The sequence below is a fragment of the Gammaproteobacteria bacterium genome (genome assembly GCA_035279405.1).
Lineage (GTDB): Bacteria > Pseudomonadota > Gammaproteobacteria > Natronospirales > REEB76 > REEB76.
Genome location: DATEHU010000026.1, coordinates 309,148 through 327,410 on the forward strand (window position 1 = coordinate 309,148; position 18,263 = coordinate 327,410).

At 62.9% G+C, this 18,263-nt stretch carries 25 protein-coding genes; 17 read left to right on the plus strand and 8 right to left on the minus strand.

Translation table 11 applies throughout. The features are described 5' to 3' along the window. The first annotated feature begins 9 nt into the window (after window positions 1-9). Complete coding sequence (locus VJR90_04980; GenBank protein ID HKV96829.1) at window positions 10-171, plus strand: hypothetical protein; 162 nt, start codon at window positions 10-12, stop codon at window positions 169-171. Next, entirely contained in the window at window positions 164-655 is a 492-nt protein-coding gene (locus VJR90_04985; protein HKV96830.1) for a cytochrome C, read from the plus strand. The genes VJR90_04980 and VJR90_04985 overlap by 8 nt, the downstream gene beginning before the upstream one ends. Before the next feature lie 49 nt (window positions 656-704). Here the strand turns inward: VJR90_04985 and VJR90_04990 are convergent, their stop codons facing one another. The 3 genes from VJR90_04990 to pncB all read right to left on the minus strand — a co-directional run bounded on the left by VJR90_04990 (window position 705) and on the right by pncB (window position 3,791). Then, entirely contained in the window at window positions 705-1,376 is a 672-nt protein-coding gene (locus VJR90_04990; GenBank protein ID HKV96831.1) for a hypothetical protein, read from the minus strand. A gap of 97 nt (window positions 1,377-1,473) precedes the next feature. Continuing rightward, window positions 1,474-2,634: an NnrS family protein gene (locus tag VJR90_04995; protein ID HKV96832.1), complete on the minus strand. Its 1,161-nt coding sequence runs from the start codon at window positions 2,632-2,634 to the stop codon at window positions 1,474-1,476. Beyond that, window positions 2,631-3,791 (minus strand): nicotinate phosphoribosyltransferase, encoded by a 1,161-nt coding sequence (gene pncB / locus VJR90_05000; protein ID HKV96833.1) that lies wholly within the window; start codon window positions 3,789-3,791, stop codon window positions 2,631-2,633. Before pncB ends, VJR90_04995 begins: the two co-directional genes overlap by 4 nt. Before the next feature lie 119 nt (window positions 3,792-3,910). Here pncB and VJR90_05005 point away from each other — a divergent pair, with 119 nt between their 5' ends. The 6 genes from VJR90_05005 (at window position 3,911) to VJR90_05030 (ending at window position 7,890) form a co-directional block, all read left to right on the plus strand. Further along, on the plus strand, window positions 3,911-4,519 hold the full coding sequence (locus VJR90_05005) for a hypothetical protein (protein HKV96834.1): 609 nt from the start codon (window positions 3,911-3,913) through the stop codon (window positions 4,517-4,519). Between the two features lie 282 nt (window positions 4,520-4,801). Beyond that, window positions 4,802-5,119, plus strand: a complete 318-nt coding sequence (locus VJR90_05010) for a non-heme iron oxygenase ferredoxin subunit (protein HKV96835.1) — start codon at window positions 4,802-4,804, stop codon at window positions 5,117-5,119. A 21-nt stretch (window positions 5,120-5,140) separates the two neighbouring features. Beyond that, the gene (locus VJR90_05015; protein ID HKV96836.1) at window positions 5,141-6,571 is read left to right on the plus strand and encodes a hypothetical protein; all 1,431 of its coding nucleotides are present in this window, start codon (window positions 5,141-5,143) and stop codon (window positions 6,569-6,571) included. Beyond that, on the plus strand, window positions 6,558-7,079 hold the full coding sequence (locus VJR90_05020) for a DUF2249 domain-containing protein (GenBank protein HKV96837.1): 522 nt from the start codon (window positions 6,558-6,560) through the stop codon (window positions 7,077-7,079). Before VJR90_05015 ends, VJR90_05020 begins: the two co-directional genes overlap by 14 nt. Window positions 7,080-7,082: 3 nt before the next feature. Continuing rightward, window positions 7,083-7,421, plus strand: a complete 339-nt coding sequence (locus VJR90_05025; GenBank protein HKV96838.1) for a metal-sulfur cluster assembly factor — start codon at window positions 7,083-7,085, stop codon at window positions 7,419-7,421. Further along, window positions 7,414-7,890, plus strand: a complete 477-nt coding sequence (locus tag VJR90_05030) for a DUF2249 domain-containing protein (protein ID HKV96839.1) — start codon at window positions 7,414-7,416, stop codon at window positions 7,888-7,890. The genes VJR90_05025 and VJR90_05030 overlap by 8 nt, the downstream gene beginning before the upstream one ends. Before the next feature lie 14 nt (window positions 7,891-7,904). Here VJR90_05030 and VJR90_05035 read toward each other — a convergent pair whose 3' ends face one another. Genes VJR90_05035 through VJR90_05055 form a run of 5 tightly spaced genes read right to left on the minus strand, consistent with a single transcriptional unit; the run spans window position 7,905 to window position 10,832 of the window. After that, window positions 7,905-8,246 (minus strand): carboxymuconolactone decarboxylase family protein, encoded by a 342-nt coding sequence (locus tag VJR90_05035; GenBank protein HKV96840.1) that lies wholly within the window; start codon window positions 8,244-8,246, stop codon window positions 7,905-7,907. Between the two features lie 29 nt (window positions 8,247-8,275). Beyond that, window positions 8,276-8,629 (minus strand): DUF488 family protein, encoded by a 354-nt coding sequence (locus VJR90_05040; GenBank protein HKV96841.1) that lies wholly within the window; start codon window positions 8,627-8,629, stop codon window positions 8,276-8,278. A 42-nt stretch (window positions 8,630-8,671) separates the two neighbouring features. Further along, window positions 8,672-9,436: a succinate dehydrogenase iron-sulfur subunit gene (locus VJR90_05045; GenBank protein ID HKV96842.1), complete on the minus strand. Its 765-nt coding sequence runs from the start codon at window positions 9,434-9,436 to the stop codon at window positions 8,672-8,674. Between the two features lie 48 nt (window positions 9,437-9,484). Then, on the minus strand, window positions 9,485-10,435 hold the full coding sequence (locus tag VJR90_05050; protein ID HKV96843.1) for a cysteine synthase family protein: 951 nt from the start codon (window positions 10,433-10,435) through the stop codon (window positions 9,485-9,487). Window positions 10,436-10,445: 10 nt separating this feature from the next. Next, the gene (locus VJR90_05055; GenBank protein HKV96844.1) at window positions 10,446-10,832 is read right to left on the minus strand and encodes a hypothetical protein; all 387 of its coding nucleotides are present in this window, start codon (window positions 10,830-10,832) and stop codon (window positions 10,446-10,448) included. A 509-nt stretch (window positions 10,833-11,341) separates the two neighbouring features. Here VJR90_05055 and ccmA point away from each other — a divergent pair. The 9 genes from ccmA to ccmI are packed head-to-tail and all read left to right on the plus strand — an operon-like array spanning window position 11,342 to window position 18,220. After that, window positions 11,342-11,989: a cytochrome c biogenesis heme-transporting ATPase CcmA gene (gene ccmA, locus VJR90_05060; GenBank protein HKV96845.1), complete on the plus strand. Its 648-nt coding sequence runs from the start codon at window positions 11,342-11,344 to the stop codon at window positions 11,987-11,989. Further along, window positions 11,986-12,651 (plus strand): heme exporter protein CcmB, encoded by a 666-nt coding sequence (gene ccmB / locus VJR90_05065; protein HKV96846.1) that lies wholly within the window; start codon window positions 11,986-11,988, stop codon window positions 12,649-12,651. Before ccmA ends, ccmB begins: the two co-directional genes overlap by 4 nt. A 13-nt stretch (window positions 12,652-12,664) precedes the next feature. Next, a complete protein-coding gene (locus VJR90_05070; GenBank protein HKV96847.1) occupies window positions 12,665-13,402 on the plus strand; it encodes a heme ABC transporter permease in 738 nt (245 codons plus the stop codon). Further along, a complete protein-coding gene (gene ccmD / locus VJR90_05075) occupies window positions 13,399-13,572 on the plus strand; it encodes a heme exporter protein CcmD (protein HKV96848.1) in 174 nt (57 codons plus the stop codon). The genes VJR90_05070 and ccmD overlap by 4 nt, the downstream gene beginning before the upstream one ends. Next, complete coding sequence (gene ccmE, locus VJR90_05080) at window positions 13,569-14,036, plus strand: cytochrome c maturation protein CcmE (GenBank protein ID HKV96849.1); 468 nt, start codon at window positions 13,569-13,571, stop codon at window positions 14,034-14,036. The genes ccmD and ccmE overlap by 4 nt, the downstream gene beginning before the upstream one ends. Next, entirely contained in the window at window positions 14,033-16,048 is a 2,016-nt protein-coding gene (locus tag VJR90_05085) for a heme lyase CcmF/NrfE family subunit (GenBank protein HKV96850.1), read from the plus strand. Before ccmE ends, VJR90_05085 begins: the two co-directional genes overlap by 4 nt. Then, window positions 16,045-16,587 carry a DsbE family thiol:disulfide interchange protein gene (locus VJR90_05090; GenBank protein HKV96851.1) on the plus strand — a complete coding sequence of 181 codons (543 nt, stop codon included), beginning with the start codon at window positions 16,045-16,047 and terminating at the stop codon, window positions 16,585-16,587. The genes VJR90_05085 and VJR90_05090 overlap by 4 nt, the downstream gene beginning before the upstream one ends. Further along, window positions 16,584-17,018 carry a cytochrome c-type biogenesis protein gene (locus VJR90_05095; protein ID HKV96852.1) on the plus strand — a complete coding sequence of 145 codons (435 nt, stop codon included), beginning with the start codon at window positions 16,584-16,586 and terminating at the stop codon, window positions 17,016-17,018. Before VJR90_05090 ends, VJR90_05095 begins: the two co-directional genes overlap by 4 nt. Further along, window positions 17,015-18,220 (plus strand): c-type cytochrome biogenesis protein CcmI, encoded by a 1,206-nt coding sequence (gene ccmI, locus VJR90_05100; protein HKV96853.1) that lies wholly within the window; start codon window positions 17,015-17,017, stop codon window positions 18,218-18,220. Before VJR90_05095 ends, ccmI begins: the two co-directional genes overlap by 4 nt. Window positions 18,221-18,263 lie beyond the last annotated feature (43 nt).

Below are 18,263 nucleotides of genomic sequence, written 5' to 3' on the forward strand. Positions count from 1 at the left end.
GAGCCGCGCATGGAACATCATCTGATGGGACCGCTGATCGGCAATATAATTATTCTGGCCGGGGGCGGGTTGATTACCCTGGGTTGTTACGTGTATGCCATCTGGCTCCTGATCCGCCCGGGCGAACGTGACAGTCATCACCCCAAGTACGGAGTACTCGACGATGACTGATGAACCATTACGCGAGCGCCGGCGCGCACAGGTCCAGATTTACGTGGACGACAATCCGGTGCCGATTGCCGAGCAGCCCTTGCCGACACGCGTGCGGCTCAACACCTATACACTGGTGGACGGCAATCATCGCATCACGGTCCGGGTCAGCGATGTCACCGGCAAAGTATCGGTGCGCGAGATTCCGTTCAAGGTGGACAACGGTCCGGGCCTTGCGGTGACCGGGCTGGCACCAAACAGCATCCATCACGGCATCATCGAACTCGGCGTGAATGCCTTCAGCGCCGACGAGCCCTTCGAGCCGGAGCGCGCCGAGACCCATTCCTCCATTCCCGTGTGGGTGTGGGTGATGCTGCTCATCATCGTGGGCTGGGCCGGGTGGTACGGTCAGCTCATGTGGCACCCGCCGGCGCAATTTGCCCAAAGCCCCACCTACCACGTTTACAGCGCAGCATCGGCCAGCAGCGGCCAGGCAGGCAATTGACCCCCTTGGGTCCGATGGCGGTCAGCCGTCGTCGCGCCATGTTCCCCAATCAGCCTGAAGCGCGTTTGAGCTTGCCGCAGTCAATCGGCAGGGTCACGTGTGCCGGAACGGCTCCGAGCGACGCCACCGTAGACGGTAGCCGGGTGTCGGCCGGCACGCCGTGCACGTACACCACTAGGCGATCGAGGTCCAGGCTGGCACCGTTGAATGACTTGGCAAACGCGGCCTGCAGGGCTTTCAGCGACAGCGTCTCCTTGTAGGTATAGGTGCCATGGGCCGACGCCTGCGGATATGTGTTGGCCGCGATGTCCATGGTCACTGGTTTGGCGTTGAGCGGCACCAGGGTGGTGCCTGAACCGGGCATGGTCTCGATGAGATCTATGATGCCGTCATGGTTGGTATCCACGTTTGCGAGCCCGGCCGGGCCTATCGGACAGCTCGCGGCACGACTGTCCGTGAACCCGTGCAAGTGTTGCCAGTGTTCGATGCGGGACGGCACACCCTGCAACACGATACGGATGGTGAGCTTGTCACCGCGGACCCTGAAATGTGCGATGCCGGTTGCGGCCGTACCGGCGATTTCACTGTTGAGTGTACGCAGTTGGGCGGCGTAAATCGTTTCCGACGGAGCTTCAGGCTCAGCGGCCGGTGCGCCGATGGGCATGATTGCCAGGCACGCGAGTGCGCCCGATGTGGCGATTACAAGCGCTGTGGTTTTCATGCTGACTCTCCATGTCATGCTCAGGTGGCAATCAGATAATAGGCTTCTCGCTGCAGCTTATCCACCGCGCAGGGACGGCGCGAAGGTCGCGGAGCGCCTAGTTCAGCCGCGGTGCGAACATCACCGGCAGAAAACGCAGGAAATAAATCGCAAAGGCCAATGCCCAGAGCACGCCCGCGATGGGTAACAGCCCGGGCGTGTTGATCAGGCGCAGTATCGCCGCCACGCTCACCAGCGCGAACGCCGTAGCCATGAACGGGCCGGCGGCCATTGCATGTCCGGTGTGGCCGAGCGCCACGCGCGTCATCATGCCGATGGAGAGCGAGCCGAGCGCGCCTACGGTGATGGCGTGCAACGCGGTGATTTCGGGAAGTGCGGAGGAGAGCAGTGCGACGCCGCGCAACGCAAGTCCCGCCGCCAGCCATAAATAACCCAGGTGAAGTACCCACAGCATCGGCTCGCGCCAGGTTTTCCACGGTTGCCACAGCCACCCGCGCAGCAATACCAGCAGTGCCATTGCCACCGATACTGCACCCAGCGTCATGGAAGCTGGCAGCAAAATATCGAGCAATACCAGTACCGCCGCGCCGGCATTCACGCTCCAGTCCAGCCAGCGGTAACGCCGCACCGTAGTGTTGCTCAAGCGCCGTGACGTGAAGAACGGAATCACGCGTCCACCGATGCTGAGCATCAATACCGTGAACAGGTCGATCACCCAGTACAGCACGCTGCGTTCCGCCACGTGGATCATGTCGGCGACGCTGAGATGAAACGTCACGTCCGCGAGCGTGAACGCCGACAGCAGCCCGATCACGAAATAATTGCGGCGGTTGCGGCTCTTGAGGATCGGTCGCGCCACCATGAGCAGCAGCAGGCCGAAGAACGCGCAGTCCAGGAATGCCGTGAGCGCGTAAGGTACGCGTGCGGGCAGCAGGAACAGCACGCGTGCCGCGATCCATACCGCTACCAGCAACAGCAGTGACTTGGGCGTGAACGTCGGCAGTTTGGTCCATTCGGCCACGGCCGTGAGCAGGAACCCCGCCACCAGCGCACCCGCGAAACCGAACAGCAATTCGTGACCGTGCCACGCGAGCGGCGGCAGGGAACTGGCCGGCAACCATCCGAGGTGCAGGAACAGCGCCCAGGTGAAAATGCCGAGCGAAGCCGCGAGCGCGGCACACAGGAACAGCGGCCGGAACGGTTGCTGCAGGATGGGCTTTGCGCTCACGCTGCGCGCGGCAGGGGCGGGGATACTCACGCGGCGAAAACCTTCCTGAGATAGGCAAGATAACCGGGGTCGGTGCACAGGGTCTTGGCGGGATCGTCGCTGATCTTGGCCACGGCCTGCCCGTTGCAGCGCGTCATTTTAATGATCATGTCGGGCGGCGCAAAGCCCATGTCATTGCTGAGGTGCGTGCCGATCCCGAAGCCCAGGCGCACGCGGGCGTGAAAACGTTCGAAGATGCGCAGTGCCTTGGCGAAGTCCAGCGCATCGGTGAATACCAACATCCTGGTCAACGGGTCAACGCGCATTGCGTGGTAATGCTCCAGCATCTTTTCACCCCACGCAAATGGGTCGCCGGAATCGTGACGCACACCGTCGAACAGCTCGCAGAAGTACAGGTCGAAGTCCCGCAGGAAAGCCGCCAGTCCGATGACGTCGCTGAGCGCGATGCCGAGATCTCCGCGGTACTCCTGCTCCCAGCTTTCGAGCGCGAAGCGCTTGCTGTCAACGAGCCGCGGTCCCAGCGCCTGGCAGGCCTGCAGGAACTCGTGGCCCATGGTACCAATGGGAGTCAGGCCCAGCTCTTTGGCCAGCAGCACGTTGCTGGTACCGGCGAGATTTACGGGCAGCGCGGCGGCCAGGCGCTGCACCACGCTGCGCTGCCAGTCGCGCGCGTAGCGCCGGCGGGTGCCGAACTCGCTGAAGCGGAATGCCGCATGCCCGGGATGAGCGCGCAGCAGCGCGATCTTCGCCTCCAGGCGGGCGCGGCCTTCCTCCAGGGTGTGCGCGTCACGCCGGGACTCGGCGTACACCTCGCTCAGGATCGCGAGCACCGGCACTTCGAACAGGATGGTGTGCAGCCACGGACCGCGGATCACGATTTCCAGAGCACCGTTCTCGATGCTCACGCTGACGTGGTCCTGCTGCAGCTGGAAGATGCGCAGGATGTCGACGAAATCCTTTTTCATGTAGCGCAGGTTGCGCAGGTAGGCGAGCTCCTGCGGCGTGAACCGCAGGCGACAGAGCGCGACGATCTCGTCACGGATGCGCGCCGCGTGTGCGGCGAGCTTGCCGGGTGCGTTGCGGCAGCGGAAGCGGTATTCGACTTCGGCGGCCGGAAAGCGGTGCAACACCGCCTGCATCATCGTGAGCTTGTAGAGATCGGTGTCGAGCAGCGATTCGATGATCATGCGTGCATAGTGCGGGGGAGAGCGGCTTGATGCAAATCAATGCGCACGGCGCTGCTGTGGCCTACAAGGAGCTTCCCACAGTTTGATGTGCCCCGGTGCGGGCAGGAGTCGGGCCGATGATGCGCTATCCCGAATTTTTCGATGCTGCGCCGGTAATCACGATGCGCGATCCGCTGGCCAAGTTCCTCGGCGCCATGCAGGGCGGTCTCATGGAATATCGTTACGCAAACGTGGTCGCGCTGGCCGGACATTCCTGCCCGACGGTCGCGGCGGCGTTCCTCATGACGCGCGCTGCGCTTAACGCACTCTATGCGGACGAGGTGCCGATGCGCGGTGACATCCGGGTTGCGGTCAGCGGCGCGCAGTACCAGGGCACGGTCGGCGTCACGGCCAACGTGGCCAGCCTGATTACCGGCGCGGCCGGAGATGGAGGATTCAAGGGCATCGGCGGCCGGTTCAAGCGCTGCGAGCTTCTGGCCTTCGATGCGGAACCGAACGCGGAAATGAGTTTCACGCGTGCCGACGGCGGTGCGTGCGTGGAGGTGTCCGCGGACCTGTCGCCGGTGCCCATGGATGCGCGCGTGCGGGAATTGCTGCCGCTGTGTCTGGGTGGAAGCGCTGATCCGTCGGAGATCGGCGAATTCCGCCGCCTGTGGCAGGAGCGCGTGCGTCGTCTGATGCTGGATCACAAGGATGATCCGGCGGTGATCCGCGTGCGCCTGCATTGAGACCGGCAACACCTTGTTGCAGCACGCGCGCGCTGGTGCATGCGCCGACGTGGCAAGCAGGCCGTGGCTGACCGCCGGCGTATCCCGCGCGGTGATCAGCTTTGTACGGCCGCAGGTCGGTTCATTCACGCCATCGTCCAGCATGGCGCTGGCCTCCTCGTGCAAACGTGCAACGCGCGCCAGCCTAGGCGCAGTGCGGGTTGTGAGCCTTGATGCACATCAAGGCAGGCGCGTGCAGCGGCGCTTAAAGTGCCTGGCAACCGCAGCACAGGAGGGGTTGGCATGTCACAGTGGATCGCGGCCGCGCAGCTCGGCGAAATTCCCGACCACAAATCCAAAGTCATCACGCTCAACGGTTCCGATGTCGCGGTGTTCAACCTGAGCGGCGAGTACTTTGCCATCGAAGACATCTGCACGCATGACGGCGGCGACATTTCGGGCGGCTGGGTGGAAGGCGAGCGTGCGGTGTGCCCGCGGCATCTCGCGGAATTCTCCATCCGTACCGGCGCGGCGCTCAAGGCGCCGGCCCACGAGGGCGTGCACAGCTTTCCGGTGCGCGTGCGCGGCGAAGTCATTGAAGTCTGCGATGACCGCGAGTGAGGCGTGCGGGGACGGCGAGTAATGATAAGCAACCGTCTGTCACGCTGGACACTGGTGTTCTTTGCCTGTGCATTGGTGAATTTCCTGGCCGCGCAGGGCGTGATTCTTTCCGGTGCAAGCTGGCCTATGCAGCCGGTATCCGCGCCCGGCACGCTGGTGGCGGTGCACTTGCTCACCATCGGCTGGCTGCTGCTGCTGATGTTGGGTGCGTTGTTCCAGTTCATCCCGGTAATTACATCGAATGTGTTGCCGAGCCAGCACCTGGAGCTGGCGACGCTGGGCGCCATCGAAGCCGGTTTGTTGCTCATGATCTGCGGATTCATCGGCATGGGTTTGGGTGCGGCGCCGATCGTCCGTTGCCTGCCGGTCGGCGGCGCTCTGGTCATCGCCGGCGTGCTGCTGGCCTGTTACGACCTCGGCGTGCCGCTCCTCAAGGCGCGACCGCTGACCTTGCCGGGCCGCATGGTACTCACCGGCCTGGTGTTTCTGCTTGCCACGATCACACTCGGGCTGCTGTTTGCGCTCGCCATCAGCGTTCCGGCGTTGTCGGGGCGCTTGGGCGTGCTGCTGGCTAATGGCGTCAGCTTGCATGCGCTCGCGGGCCTGGGTGGCTGGTTCACGCTCACGGCCATGGGGGTGACCTACAAGCTCGTGCCGATGTTCACGCTCGCACCCGAGGAGCGCGGCTTGGCCGGCGAACTGGTGCATGACCTCGCGGCCGTGGGGTTTGCCTTGGCGCTGATTTTCGGCCTGCTGCACATCTGGTTGCCATCGCGCGTACTGCAGGGCGTGGAATACGCCGGATACCTGCTGGTTGCAGCGGGCATCGGCATTTATCTCTGGGACATGGCGCGTATTTATCGCACGCGCCGGCGCACGGTGCTCGAGCTGCACAACAAGGCAGCAGTGGGCGCGTTCGCACTGCTCGGAGCCTGCGTGGTGATGGCGCTGGTGCTGGCCGGATTGGGGAGGTTGGCCAGCGATGCGGCGGTCTTCGTGTTCCTGGCGGTATTCGGCTGGCTGAGCGGACTGGGGCTCACGCAGCTTTACAAGATTGTGCCGTTTCTGGCCTGGCTTGGCCGCTTCGGCCAGAAGCTCGGGCGCGGGCCGGTGCCGCGCGTGCAGGATCTCGTGAACGAAGGCCGCGGCTATCCGTGGTTCATCATTTATTTCATCGGCATATCGCTGGCCGTACTCGCGGCCTTCAGCGGCGAGTTCTATGTTTTCCGCGCCGGTATCGGGCTGGGCGTGATCGCCACGCTCGGGCTGATGCTCGAGTACTGGCGCGCCTGGCGCGGCTATTACGCGGCGCGCAAGCCGCAGGTTGCGCCGAAGCTGCCGCCTTTCATGACCGGAATACCGGCGGTCGCCAATCCGCACGCGGCCAAAGGACCGGCCATGATCTCCCCCATTACAGACAAATATGGAGCCTCACACGATGAGCATCCTTGAACCTTTGTTGCTGGACGTACGCGACGAATTGTGCTGCGGCGGCGAGCCGCTGCCGCACATTCTCGAGGCCGTGGACAAGCTCAGCCCGGGACAGGCCTTGCGTCTGCTTGCGACCTTTGAGCCGTTGCCGCTGTACGCAGTGCTCGCGCGCAAAGGCTTCGGGCACAGCGCCAAGCGCCTGAGCGCGGGAGATTGGGAAATGCTGTTTACCCCGGGTGCCGCCAAACCCAAAACCAAGACGAATAAACCCAAATCCACCACCGCCGTCACCAGCACCGAAGGTTGGCCGGCACCGTGCACGCATCTCGACAACCGCGGTCTGCAACCGCCGGAGCCGCTGGTGCGCATACTCGACGCGCTCGAGCATCTGGCTCCGGGCGCCGTGTTGGAAGCCATCAACGAACGCGACCCGGTATTCCTGTATCCGGAACTTGAGGCGCGCGGCGCGCTGATCCACACGGACAAGCAGGCGGATTTTGTGCGCCTGCTGATCCGGCGTGCGGGTTGAAATGTGACCGACGAGCAAACGCCCGCAGGCCCGAGCCGCGAAAGCGTGCTCGATGCCATGCACGATGTCATTGACCCGGAACTCGGCTACAACATCGTGGACATCGGCCTGATTTACGGCCTGGAAGTGGTGGATCACAGCGTTCAGGTCACCATGACCATGACCACGCCGGGTTGTCCGGCACAGGATTACATCATGGCGGGCGTCAAAGACCGCGGTCAGCGCATTCCCGGCGTCGAGAACGTGGACATCACGCTCGTCTGGGAGCCGCCGTGGTCGCCGAAGAAAATGACGCCGGTCGCCAAGGCGTATTTCGAGATCGCGGACGACGGCGATGACTGATCCGGAGCCGGGCGATCATGCCGCGCTGCAGGCGCTCAATCGCCAGTTGCTGCGCGCGCTGCTGGCACTCGGCGAATGCGGCGTGCCGCAGCGCAACACGGCCTGCAATATTGCGGCGGCCGCGTGGTCAGTCCTGCGCCATACGCATGCGCGTGAAGCCGAACGCCTGAACGGCGTGTTGCACGCACTTACCCAATCCACTCACCCCAAAGTCAACGAGGAGACCACGATGTCCGAAGCCAAGATTCTCGATGTGCGCAGCCTGATTCCGATGGAGCGTCACCGCAAGATTTTCGAAACCTACGACCATCTCGGCACCGGCGACCGGTTCGTGCTGGTGAACGATCACGATCCCAAGCCCCTGTACTACCAGTTCGAAGCCGAACACACCGGCAAGTTCTCCTGGAAATACCTGGAGCAGGGCCCGACGGCCTGGCGCGTGGAAATCGGGCGTACCGCGGCCGAATAAGCCGCGCCCGTACTTCAGGCGTGAGCCGCCGCGTGGGCCATTTCGTCTATCGCCAGTGCCGAGTGTGCGTAGGCGGCTCCGGCGCGCATTTCGGATGCCACCCAGATGGCTTCCATGATCTCTTCTTGCGTGGCGCCCGTGCGCAGAGCGGCGCGCGTGTGTCCGTGGATGCAATAGGGGCACTGCGTGGTGTGGGCTACGGCCACGGCGATGAGCTGCTTGGTTTTCTCCGGCAACGCGCCGGCGGCAAACACCGCCTTGCTGAATGCGTGGAAAGCTTCCAACTGCTTTGGCGCGAGTGCCTTGCGTTTGGCAGCGATGTCGGGAGTGGATTCTGGGTACAGAGATTGGGACATAAGATTCTCCTTGCAATGAATTAACGGGCTCAACGCCCGAGGCGGCGCTTCAGGTAAATGGCCAGCACCACCGCCTGGTTGCATGCCTCGTCGTGCGCGCCGAACAGGATCGTGAAATTGGGATGCGCCTTGATCGCGTCCACGAGTTTTTGCGTGGCTTCACGGTTGGCGCCGATTTCTTTCAGGTAGCGGCGCTTGAATTCCGGCCATCTTTCGCGGTCGTGGCCGAACCACTTGCGCAGCGCGTCACTGGGCGCCACGTCGCGCAGCCATTCGTCCACCCTGGCTTTGGTCTTGGTGACGCCGCGTGGCCAGACGCGATCCACGAGAATGCGATAACCGTCGGTGCGCGCGGCCGGCAGGTACACGCGCTTGAGTTTGATATCTGGCATGGTCGGCCTCCTCCGGGCGGAGCCCGTGTTGCGTCAGTGCTCGCGTTCCACCATCAGCTTCTTGAGCTCCGCGATCGCGTGCCCTGGGTTCAAGCCCTTGGGGCAGGTGCGCGTGCAGTTCAGGATCGTGTGGCAACGGTAAAGCTTGAAAGGGTCCTGCAAATAATCGAGGCGTTCCCCGCTGGCTTCGTCGCGGCTGTCCACGAATGCACGGTAGGCCTGCAGCAGCACCGCCGGACCCATGAAGCGGTCGCCGTTCCACCACCAGCTCGGACAGCCGCCGGTGCAGCAGAAACACAGGATGCACTCGTAGTAGCCGTCGAGCCGCGCGCGCTCCTCGGGTGACTGCAGGCGTTCGCGATCCGGTGGCGGCGTGCTGGTCTTGAGCCAGGGTTCGATGGATTCGTACTGCGCGAAGGCGTGCGTCTGATCCGGCACCAGGTCCTTGATCACCGGCATGCTGTTCAGCGGGTAGATCTCCACCGCGTCCGGGATATCGCGGATCGCGCGCGTGCAGGCCAGCCAGTTGGTGCCGTGCATGTTCATGGCGCAGCTGCCGCACACGCCTTCGCGGCAGGAACGGCGGAAGGTGAGCGTGCTGTCGATTTCATTCTTGATCTTGATGAGCGCGTCGAGCACCATCGGCCCGCACTTGTCCAGGTCCACGAAATAGGTGTCGAGGCGCGGCGGTTCGCCGTTGTCCGGATCGTAGCGGTAGATGTGGAATTCCTTGACGTGCGTCGCGCCTTCGGGCCGGGGCCACACTTTCCCCGGGTGCACGCGCGAATTCGGATTCATGCCGAGGTTGCGCGGAATGACGTCGTTGATGTTCAAGTGTGGGCTCCTTCAGGTGAAATGCGCGGGCGTGACGGGCTTGGCGTCCGGCTGCATGAAATATTCGTTCAGGTATTTTTCGCCCTTGTCACAGAACAGCGTGACGACGGTCTTGAGTTCGGGGTATTGCTTGCGTACGCGTTTGGCGGCGAGCAGGTGCGCCCCCGAACTCGGTCCGCAGAACAGGCCGTGCTCGCAGGCCAGCTTGCGCATCGCGTCCACCGCCTCGCTGCTGGAAATGCTCAGCACTTCGTTCACGAGTTCGCGATGGCGCGCGAAGATGCCCGGCACGAAGCCGTCGGAAATGCCCTCGATCTGGTGTGCGCCGATCTCGCCGCACAGCAGGGTGCGCGATTCGGTCGGTTCCATGGCGAACAGCCGTACCTTGGGATTGACCGCGCGCAACGCCTGGCCGACGCCCACCAGCGTGCCGCCGGTGCCTACGCCCATGACCAGCGCATCCGGCACGGTGCCCTGGGGCAATTGGGCGAGAATCTCCGGACCCAGAAGCACGCGGTTTTCCTCCACGTTCCATTCCGATTCGAACTGGTGCGGGCAGAAATAGCCCGGCTGCTTCCCGAGTTCGCCAGCGCGTTTCAGGGCATCGTTCACGTGGAAATGGCCGCTGAACAGGATTTCGGCGCCATAGGCGCGCGAAATCGCCACGCGTTCGCTCGACATGCCTTCCGGCATGACCACGAGCATGCGATAGCCCTTGACCGCCGCCACCAGCGACAGGGCATTGCCGGTGTTGCCGCTGGTGGCCTCGACGATGGTGTCGCCCGGGTGCAGCAGACCGTCGCGCTCGGCTTTCTCGATCATGTACTTGGCGATGCGCGCCTTGATCGAGCCCGAGGGGTTCAGGAATTCAATCTTGCAGTAGATGCCGTCAATTTTGAGCAGCGGCGTGTCGCCAATCGCGTCGAGAATGTTGTCGGAGACCGAGGGAAAACGTGCGGACATGCTTGGTGTCTCAATGTGGCCGGTGGGTGCTGGCGACCGAGCCGCCGAGTGTCCAGGAGGGGGGATCGCTGGCGGGAAACGAGCCGGCCAGCTGCTCGTCAATCATGCGCTCGCATTCCTCGATGCTGGGTTTGCGCGTGGGCGGGATCGCCGGGGAGGAAGGCCGTGCCTTGGGTGTTCCGCCGCCGCGGCCCGGCAGCGCGGGACTGCGCAGATAATGCTTGTAGAACAGGTATGACACGATGAATGCCCTCCGGTACTGCGGGGTCGAGGCAAAGTGCCTCGGGTTCAGGACCGCACGGCGGTAAATCCTCAGCGTCTGCTGCGCATATTGGTGTGCGGCTTCCGGTCCGCGCCGCTCGATGAGCCCGCGGATGATGTCTTCATCCGTACTCATATTCTTCGTTGCACTTATTGTACGCCGTCAGTGCAGCGCCGGGAAATCGCAACGCCATGGTGGTATGACGCGCCCTTACGGATTGACCGTCGGACGGCAATCTGTTCCGGCCCGGTGCCCGAAGCCTTGATCTACATCAAGCCGAATTTTGGTAGCGGCGACGTGCCTGTGTGCCTGTTGCCCGTGACTGCATCAGACTAGCGAACCCGTCGTACGCCGGATTGGCAAGCAAGTCCGGCAGTCGCCGGGGTACAATTTCGACATCGGAAATAAAGCCCTGCCACCCGCATCCAATGTGGTTGTTCTCCAACAATGGCTTCCCAGAATGACGCGGGCAGCTCACGGGCTGCATTGGGTTACCGAAGGCGCGGGTGGACGCAACCTCCTGGCACAAATTGGCGGATTGGGACTGGCAAATTGAGCCATAATGAGCCCGCTCTCATTGACCCAAGTTGCTAATTCGCATGCAAATTGTTGACACGCTGGCGCCCGGGCGCCACTGAGTTCCCATGTCCGGACCGACGACCACACCGCTCACACTGTCGGCATGCGGCGTCGCCGTCTGGCGCGGCGATCGCTGTCTGTGCCGCGACCTGAGTTTCGAATTGCATGCCGGCGAGGCGCTGCACGTGCAGGGATCGAACGGTGCGGGCAAGACCAGTCTGATTCGCGTGCTCGCCGGTCTCGGCCGCTGTGACGCCGGCGAGGTGTTGTGGCAAGGCGAGCCCCTGCGTCGCAGCGGGGCGACCTACCGCGCGGCCATCGGCTATCTTGGGCACAGCAACGGCGTGAAACTGGGGCTGAGTCCACGCGAGAATCTGGCTGCGGCGTGCGCGCTGCGGCATGCACCGCCGAGTGCCGACATAGACAGCACGCTGGCGCAAGTGAATTTGCACGCCTGCGCGGACATGCCGTGTGGCGCACTGTCCATGGGGCAGCGGCGGCGCGCGGCGCTGGCGCGTCTGCTTTTGGCGCAAGTGCCTTTGTGGTTTCTGGATGAGCCGCTTGCCAGCCTGGACATCGCCGGCACGGGATTGTTGCATGCGATGCTCGACCGACATCTGTCCATGGGCGGCCTGGCGGTGTTTGCCACGCATCAGCCTCTGCAGCTGGCGCCGAGGCCTGTGCAGACCCTGACCTTGGACGGGTCGGCATGAATGTCGCAGCGCTGGTGCAGCGGGATCTGCGTCTGGCCTATCGGCGCCGCGGCGAACTCGCGACGCCGGCCATCTTCTTTATAATTGTCACCGCGCTGTTTCCGCTGGCAGTGGGATCCGAGCCGGCACTGCTGTGTCGCCTGGCACCCGGAGTGATCTGGGTGGCGGCATTGCTGGCGAGCCTGATTGGCCAGGATAGTTTGTTCAAGAACGATTACGAGGATAGCAGCCTTGAACAAACGCTGCTGAGTCCCGCCCCGCTCGAAGGACTGGTATTACTGCGCGTATTCACCCACTGGCTGGTCACCGGTCTGCCGCTGGTGATTTTGGCCGCGCTGCTGGCGCTCATGCTGGGCTATCCGACCGGCGCCCTGGGAACTCTGGTGCTGGGTTTATTGCTGGGCACACCGGTGCTGAGTTTTCTGGGTGCGATCGGCGCTGCACTCACGGTGGGCTTGCGGCGCAGCGGCATGCTGTTGCCGATTCTGGTGTTGCCGCTCACCGTGCCGGTGTTGATTTTTGGCGCCGCCGCCGGCGAGCGTGCGGCGCTGGGTGAACCGGCTGCCGCACCACTGTATTTTCTCGCCGCCATGCTGGTGCTGGCGGTGACACTGGCACCGTTTGCCATCGCCGGTGGATTGCGCATCAGTCTCGAATCCTGACCGGGAAATTTGCATGTTTGTCTGGTTTCACAAATTGGCGTCACCGCCGTACTTTTACCGTCTCGCCGGGCGCGTGGCGCCCTGGTGCGGCTGGCTGAGCCTGATCGTCATTCTCGCCGGACTCTACGGCGGATTGTGGCTGGCACCGCCGGATTACCAGCAGGGCGACGGCTTCCGCATCATGTACGTGCATGTGCCGAGTGCCTGGATGTCGCTATTCATATATATGGTGATGGCGGTGGCGGCGGCCATCGGTCTTGTCTGGCGCATGAAACTGGCGCACGCAGTGTCGGCAGCGGCTGCGCCGTTGGGCGTCTCATTCACGTTTCTCGCGCTCGTCACCGGCTCGCTGTGGGGCAAGCCCATGTGGGGCACCTACTGGGTGTGGGACGCGCGGCTAACGTCCGAGCTGGTTTTGCTGTTTCTGTATCTCGGCTATCTCGCGCTCAATCACGCTTTCGAGGATCAACGCACCGGCGACCGGGCGAGCGCCATCCTGGCGCTGGTCGGCATCGTCAATGTCCCGATCATTCATTATTCGGTAAAATGGTGGAACACCCTGCATCAAGGGCCCACGGTATTTTTCGGCGCGCGCGCCGACATCCCGCCCAGCATGTACATCCCGCTGTTCATCATGATTGTCGGTTTCATGTTGTACTTTGCCGCGTTCATCCTCAAGCGCCTGCAGGTGGAAGTGCTGCAGCGCGAGCGCCACACCGCATGGGTGCGCGAACTGGTGCAGCGGCCATGAGCTCCTGGCACGAGTTTCTCACCATGGGCGGTTACGCCGCCTACGTCTGGCCGGCATACGCCATCGTGCTGGTGGTGATGGTGATCAATGCGGTTCTGCCCGGCCGGCGGCAACGTGCGCTGCTCAAGCACTTGCGCCACCGCGCATCAAGCGGCGGAGAACCGCAATGACGCCGGCGCGCCGCAGGCGCCTGATTGTGGTCGCTGTGATCGTCGCGGGCGTAGCCATTGCGGTGACCCTGGGCCTGCAGGCCTTCCGCAAGAACCTGCTCTATTACTTCACCCCCGCGCAAGTCGCCGCCAGTAACGTACACGTGGGCCAGAGTTTTCGCATGGGCGGTTTGGTGGCCATGGGCAGCGTGCAACGTGTGCCCGGCAGCATGACCGTGCATTTCACGGTGACCGACATGCAAAAATCAATTCCGGTGGTCTATACCGGCATCCTGCCGGATCTGTTCCGGCAAGGGCAGGGCATTGTGGTATCCGGCACCCTGGGAAAGAACGGTGTATTTATCGCCGATCAGGTGCTCGCCAAGCACGATGCCAAATACATGCCGCCGGAGGTAGAGGCTGCCATCAAGAAAGCGCAGATTCAGCAACGGCAAACTGTGCGACTCGCCAAAGACCCGCCGTGATTCCCGAGATCGGCCATCTGGCGTTGATTATTGCCCTGTGCCTGGCGCTGGCGCAGGCATTTTTCGGTTTGGCCGGCGCACAGCGCGGCAATCGGGTATGGATGACCGCGGTGCGTCCGGCGGCGGTGGCACAATCCCTGTTTGTGGCGCTGGCCTTCGCTGCGCTCGCATACTGTTTCCTCGCCAACGATTTTTCGGTCGCCTACGTCGCGGAGAATTCCAATACGGCGCTGCCGTGGTGGTACCGATTTACAGCGGTGTGGGGCGCGCATGAGGGTTCATTGCTGTTGTGGGTATTCGTCCTCGCCATCTGGACGGTCGCAGTAGCGCGTTTCAGCCGGCACCTGCCGCAGGAATTCAGCAGCCGCGTGCTGGGCGTGTTGGGTGTCATCAGTATCGGCTTCCTGTTGTTCATGCTCTCAACCTCAGATCCGTTCACACGTCTGCTGCCGCCTGCAAGCATGGGGCGCGACCTCAATCCCATCCTGCAGGACCCGATGATGGTGTCGCATCCGCCTTTGCTGTACATGGGCTATGTCGGCATGTCCGTGGCCTTTGCATTTGCTATCGCCGCTCTCCTGGGTGGCAAGATGGACGGGGTGTGGGCGCGATGGTCGCGTCCCTGGACCATAGTCGCCTGGTTGTTTCTGACCATCGGCATCACCATCGGCAGTTATTGGGCCTATTACGAACTGGGCTGGGGCGGATTCTGGTTCTGGGACCCGGTGGAAAACGCCTCATTCATGCCCTGGCTGGTGGGCACCGCATTGATGCATTCGCTGGCGGTCACCGAGAAGCGCGGTGCGTTCAAGAGCTGGACGGCGCTGCTCGCGATTGCCGCGTTCTCGCTCAGCCTGCTCGGCACATTCCTGGTACGTTCCGGCGTATTGATCTCGGTGCACGCCTTCGCGGTTGATCCTAAGCGCGGCGTGTTCATTCTCGGCATGATTGGCATCTTCGTCGGCGCCGCGCTCGCCCTGTACGCCTGGCGCTCCCCGACTTTGTCCAGCGGCGGCGGCTTCAAGCCTTTTTCGCGGGAGTCTTTTTTGCTCATCAACAACATCTTCTTGGCCGTGGCTGCTGCCGCGGTATTGCTCGGCACGCTCTATCCGCTGTTCATGGACGCGTTGCATCTGGAACGCATCTCGGTCGGTCCGCCGTATTTCGATACGGTGTTTATCCCGCTCATGATTCCGTTCTTTATCGCCATCGGCATCGGGCCGTATGTGCGCTGGAAACGCGGTGAACTGGCCGACACCGGGCACAAGCTTTGGTGGTTGGCATTGCTGGCCATCGTGGCCGGCGTGGTAATCATTCTGGCACTGCACGCTCAGACCACGATGATCGCGGTTGCCGGTGTGTTTCTGGGCGTGTGGACGATAATTGCTACGCTGCGCGAGCCCGCCTATCGTTTATGGCAACGTTCCAGGGGTGCGCATCTGAGCTTGTCGCGCTCGGTACTCGGCATGACGGTAGCGCATGTGGGCGCAGGCCTGTTGATTATCGGCGTTACCGTCAACAGCACCCTGGGTGTCGTGAAGGACCGCGTGGTGCGGCCCGGATCCAGCGTGACGATTAACGGTTATCAATTCAATTATCAGGGTACGTCCGACGTTTCGGGGCCGAATTATCAAGGTACGCAGGCCACGTTTCTGGTCATGCACGATGGCAAGCCGTTCACCGTCATGCGGCCCGAAAAGCGGCAGTACACCGGCACGGTCACGACTGAGGCTGCCATCAACCCCGGTCTGTTCAGGGATCTGTACGTGGGCCTGGGCAATCCGTTGGGAAACAATACCTGGAGCGTGCGTTTCCAGTACAAGCCTTTGGTGCGCTTTATCTGGTTGGGCGGTCTGGTGATGATGCTGGGTGGAATGCTGGCGGTATCGGACCGCCGTTACCGCCGGCCGTTGCGTGTGGACTCCACGGTTGCCACTGCGCCACCGCCCACACCGTCGCCGTCGGCGCCGGTACCTGTGGCGCAGGAGGCCAAGGTGGAGGCGGGCGGATGAAACGTTCGCTGCTGTATCTGCTGCCGATCGTGGTGTTGGCGGGACTGATTGCGTTTTTCTGGCGCGGCCTGTATCTCAATCCACGCATTCTGCCATCCCCGCTGATCGGCAAATCCGTGCCGGTGTTCAGCCTGCCGAAACTACATCATCCCGAGGATCCCATCACCCAGCAGAGCCTGATGGGCCATGTTTCGCTGGTGAACGTATGGGGTACATGGTGCTATGCCTGCCGCGAGGAGCAGCAGACGCTCATGGCCTTCGCGCGACAGAACGTGGTGCCTATCTATGGCTGGGACTACAAGGACGATCGCCAGGCAGCGCTCGCCTGGCTGGCACAACGCGGGGATCCCTATGCTGCCATCGCGTTTGATGCCAGCGGCGATGCGGCCATCAATTGGGGCGTGTATGGTGCACCGGAAACCTTCCTCATAGATGCGCACGGCATCATTCGCTACAAGTACATCGGACCGCTCACCCCCGAAGTAATCCAGAAGGATCTGCTCCCGCGGATTCAGGCGCTGCGCCGCGAAGGCACATGAAGCGCTGGCTGATTTTTCCGCTGGCAGCGATACTGCTGTCCTGTCTGTGGCTGCCGCCGGCACATGCGGTGGACAGCGAGCCGCCGTTCAGCAATCTGCAATTGCAGCAGCGCTATGAGAACCTGATCCACGAATTCCGCTGCCTGGTGTGCTTCGACGAGAGCATCGCCAATTCCGATGCGGATTTGGCTGCGGATTTCCGCCGACAGGTGCACCAAATGGTGGCCCAAGGCAAAAGTGATCAGGAGATCAAGAATTTCATGGCCGATCGCTACGGGGATTTCGTGCTCTACCAGCCACCGGTCCAGCCCAACACCTGGTTATTGTGGGGCGGGCCGTTTCTGCTGCTGCTGATCGCGCTGGTGGTGTTCGCGTTTATCCTGCGGCGGCGTGCCCACATGGACGCAGTGGACGGGGAGGAGGGACCGTGATTTTCATTGCCGTGGCTGTGGTCATGATTCTGATCGCGGCGGCTTGCGTCGCCATACCGCTCTGGCGCACGCGGGCGCGCATGTCGCTCGCCACAGATGCCGCCAACCGCGCGGTGCATGCGGCGCGCGTCGAGGAACTGGAGCGTGATGTGGCGACCGGACGTTTGGCTTCCGAAGACTTTGGGGCTGCGCGCCGTGATCTGGACCGCGAGCTCGAGACCAGTTTGCGTGAAGCACAGCAGGTGCGGGCGCAGGCATCAACACCATCGGGTCATCGAGTCACCGCCATAGGCGTGGCCGCACTGTTGATCATCGCTTCGGGCATGCTCTACTGGCAGCTCGGGAACTGGCGTGCTGGCATCGAGGGCGTGCAACAGGCAAGTGTGGTGTCCGTGGAGCAGATGGTGGTGCAGCTCGCGCAGCGTTTGGCGACCACGGACAAGGATGACCTGCAGGGCTGGGAAGTTCTGGGTCACGCCTATCTGCTCATGGGCCGATACACCGACGCCGAAAATGCCTATAAGCAGGCGCGGCGGCTGTCCGGCGACGAGAACGCCGAAGTGCTTGCGGGCTACGGTGAAGCAGCGGCGCTTGCCGATCCGGATGAATTCATGAGCACGGCGATGCCGGCGTTCGAGAAAGCCCTGCAACTGGATCCACGCAATCCGCAGGCGCTGTGGTACGGCGGCTTGGGCGCACTGCAACAAGGCAATAAGGTTCTCGCAGTGAGCCGGTGGAACGCGCTGCTGACGCAAAATCCACCGGCGGAATACCGCGCCATAATTGAAAAGGCCATTGCCGCAGCCGGTGGTGCGGTTGCGCCGGCTGCGAACAGCGGGGCCGTGGCTCCGTCCGGCCGCAATATCCACGTACGCGTGACATTGGATGCGCGCCTGCGCAATCAGGTTTCGCCGGATGAAACCTTGTTCGTGTTCGCCGAGCCGGTGGGTGCGCGCGGAGGCCCGCCGCTGGCCGTGCGCCGTTTCCGGGTGAGCGATTTGCCGATTGAAGTGACCTTGGGCAATTCCGATGCCGTGATCGCCGGCCATGATCTGGCGAGCGTGGCGCGGGCCACCATCGTCGCGCGCATTGCAAGCCGGGGAACCGCGACACCGCAACCGGGCGATCTCGAAGGTCAGGCCGGATGGCAGTCCGACCATAGCGGGTCGGTCAATATACTGATTGATAAAGTCCTGCACTGAGCCCCTGGGGACTCAGGTCATCCGTCCGAGTCTGGTCTCACGG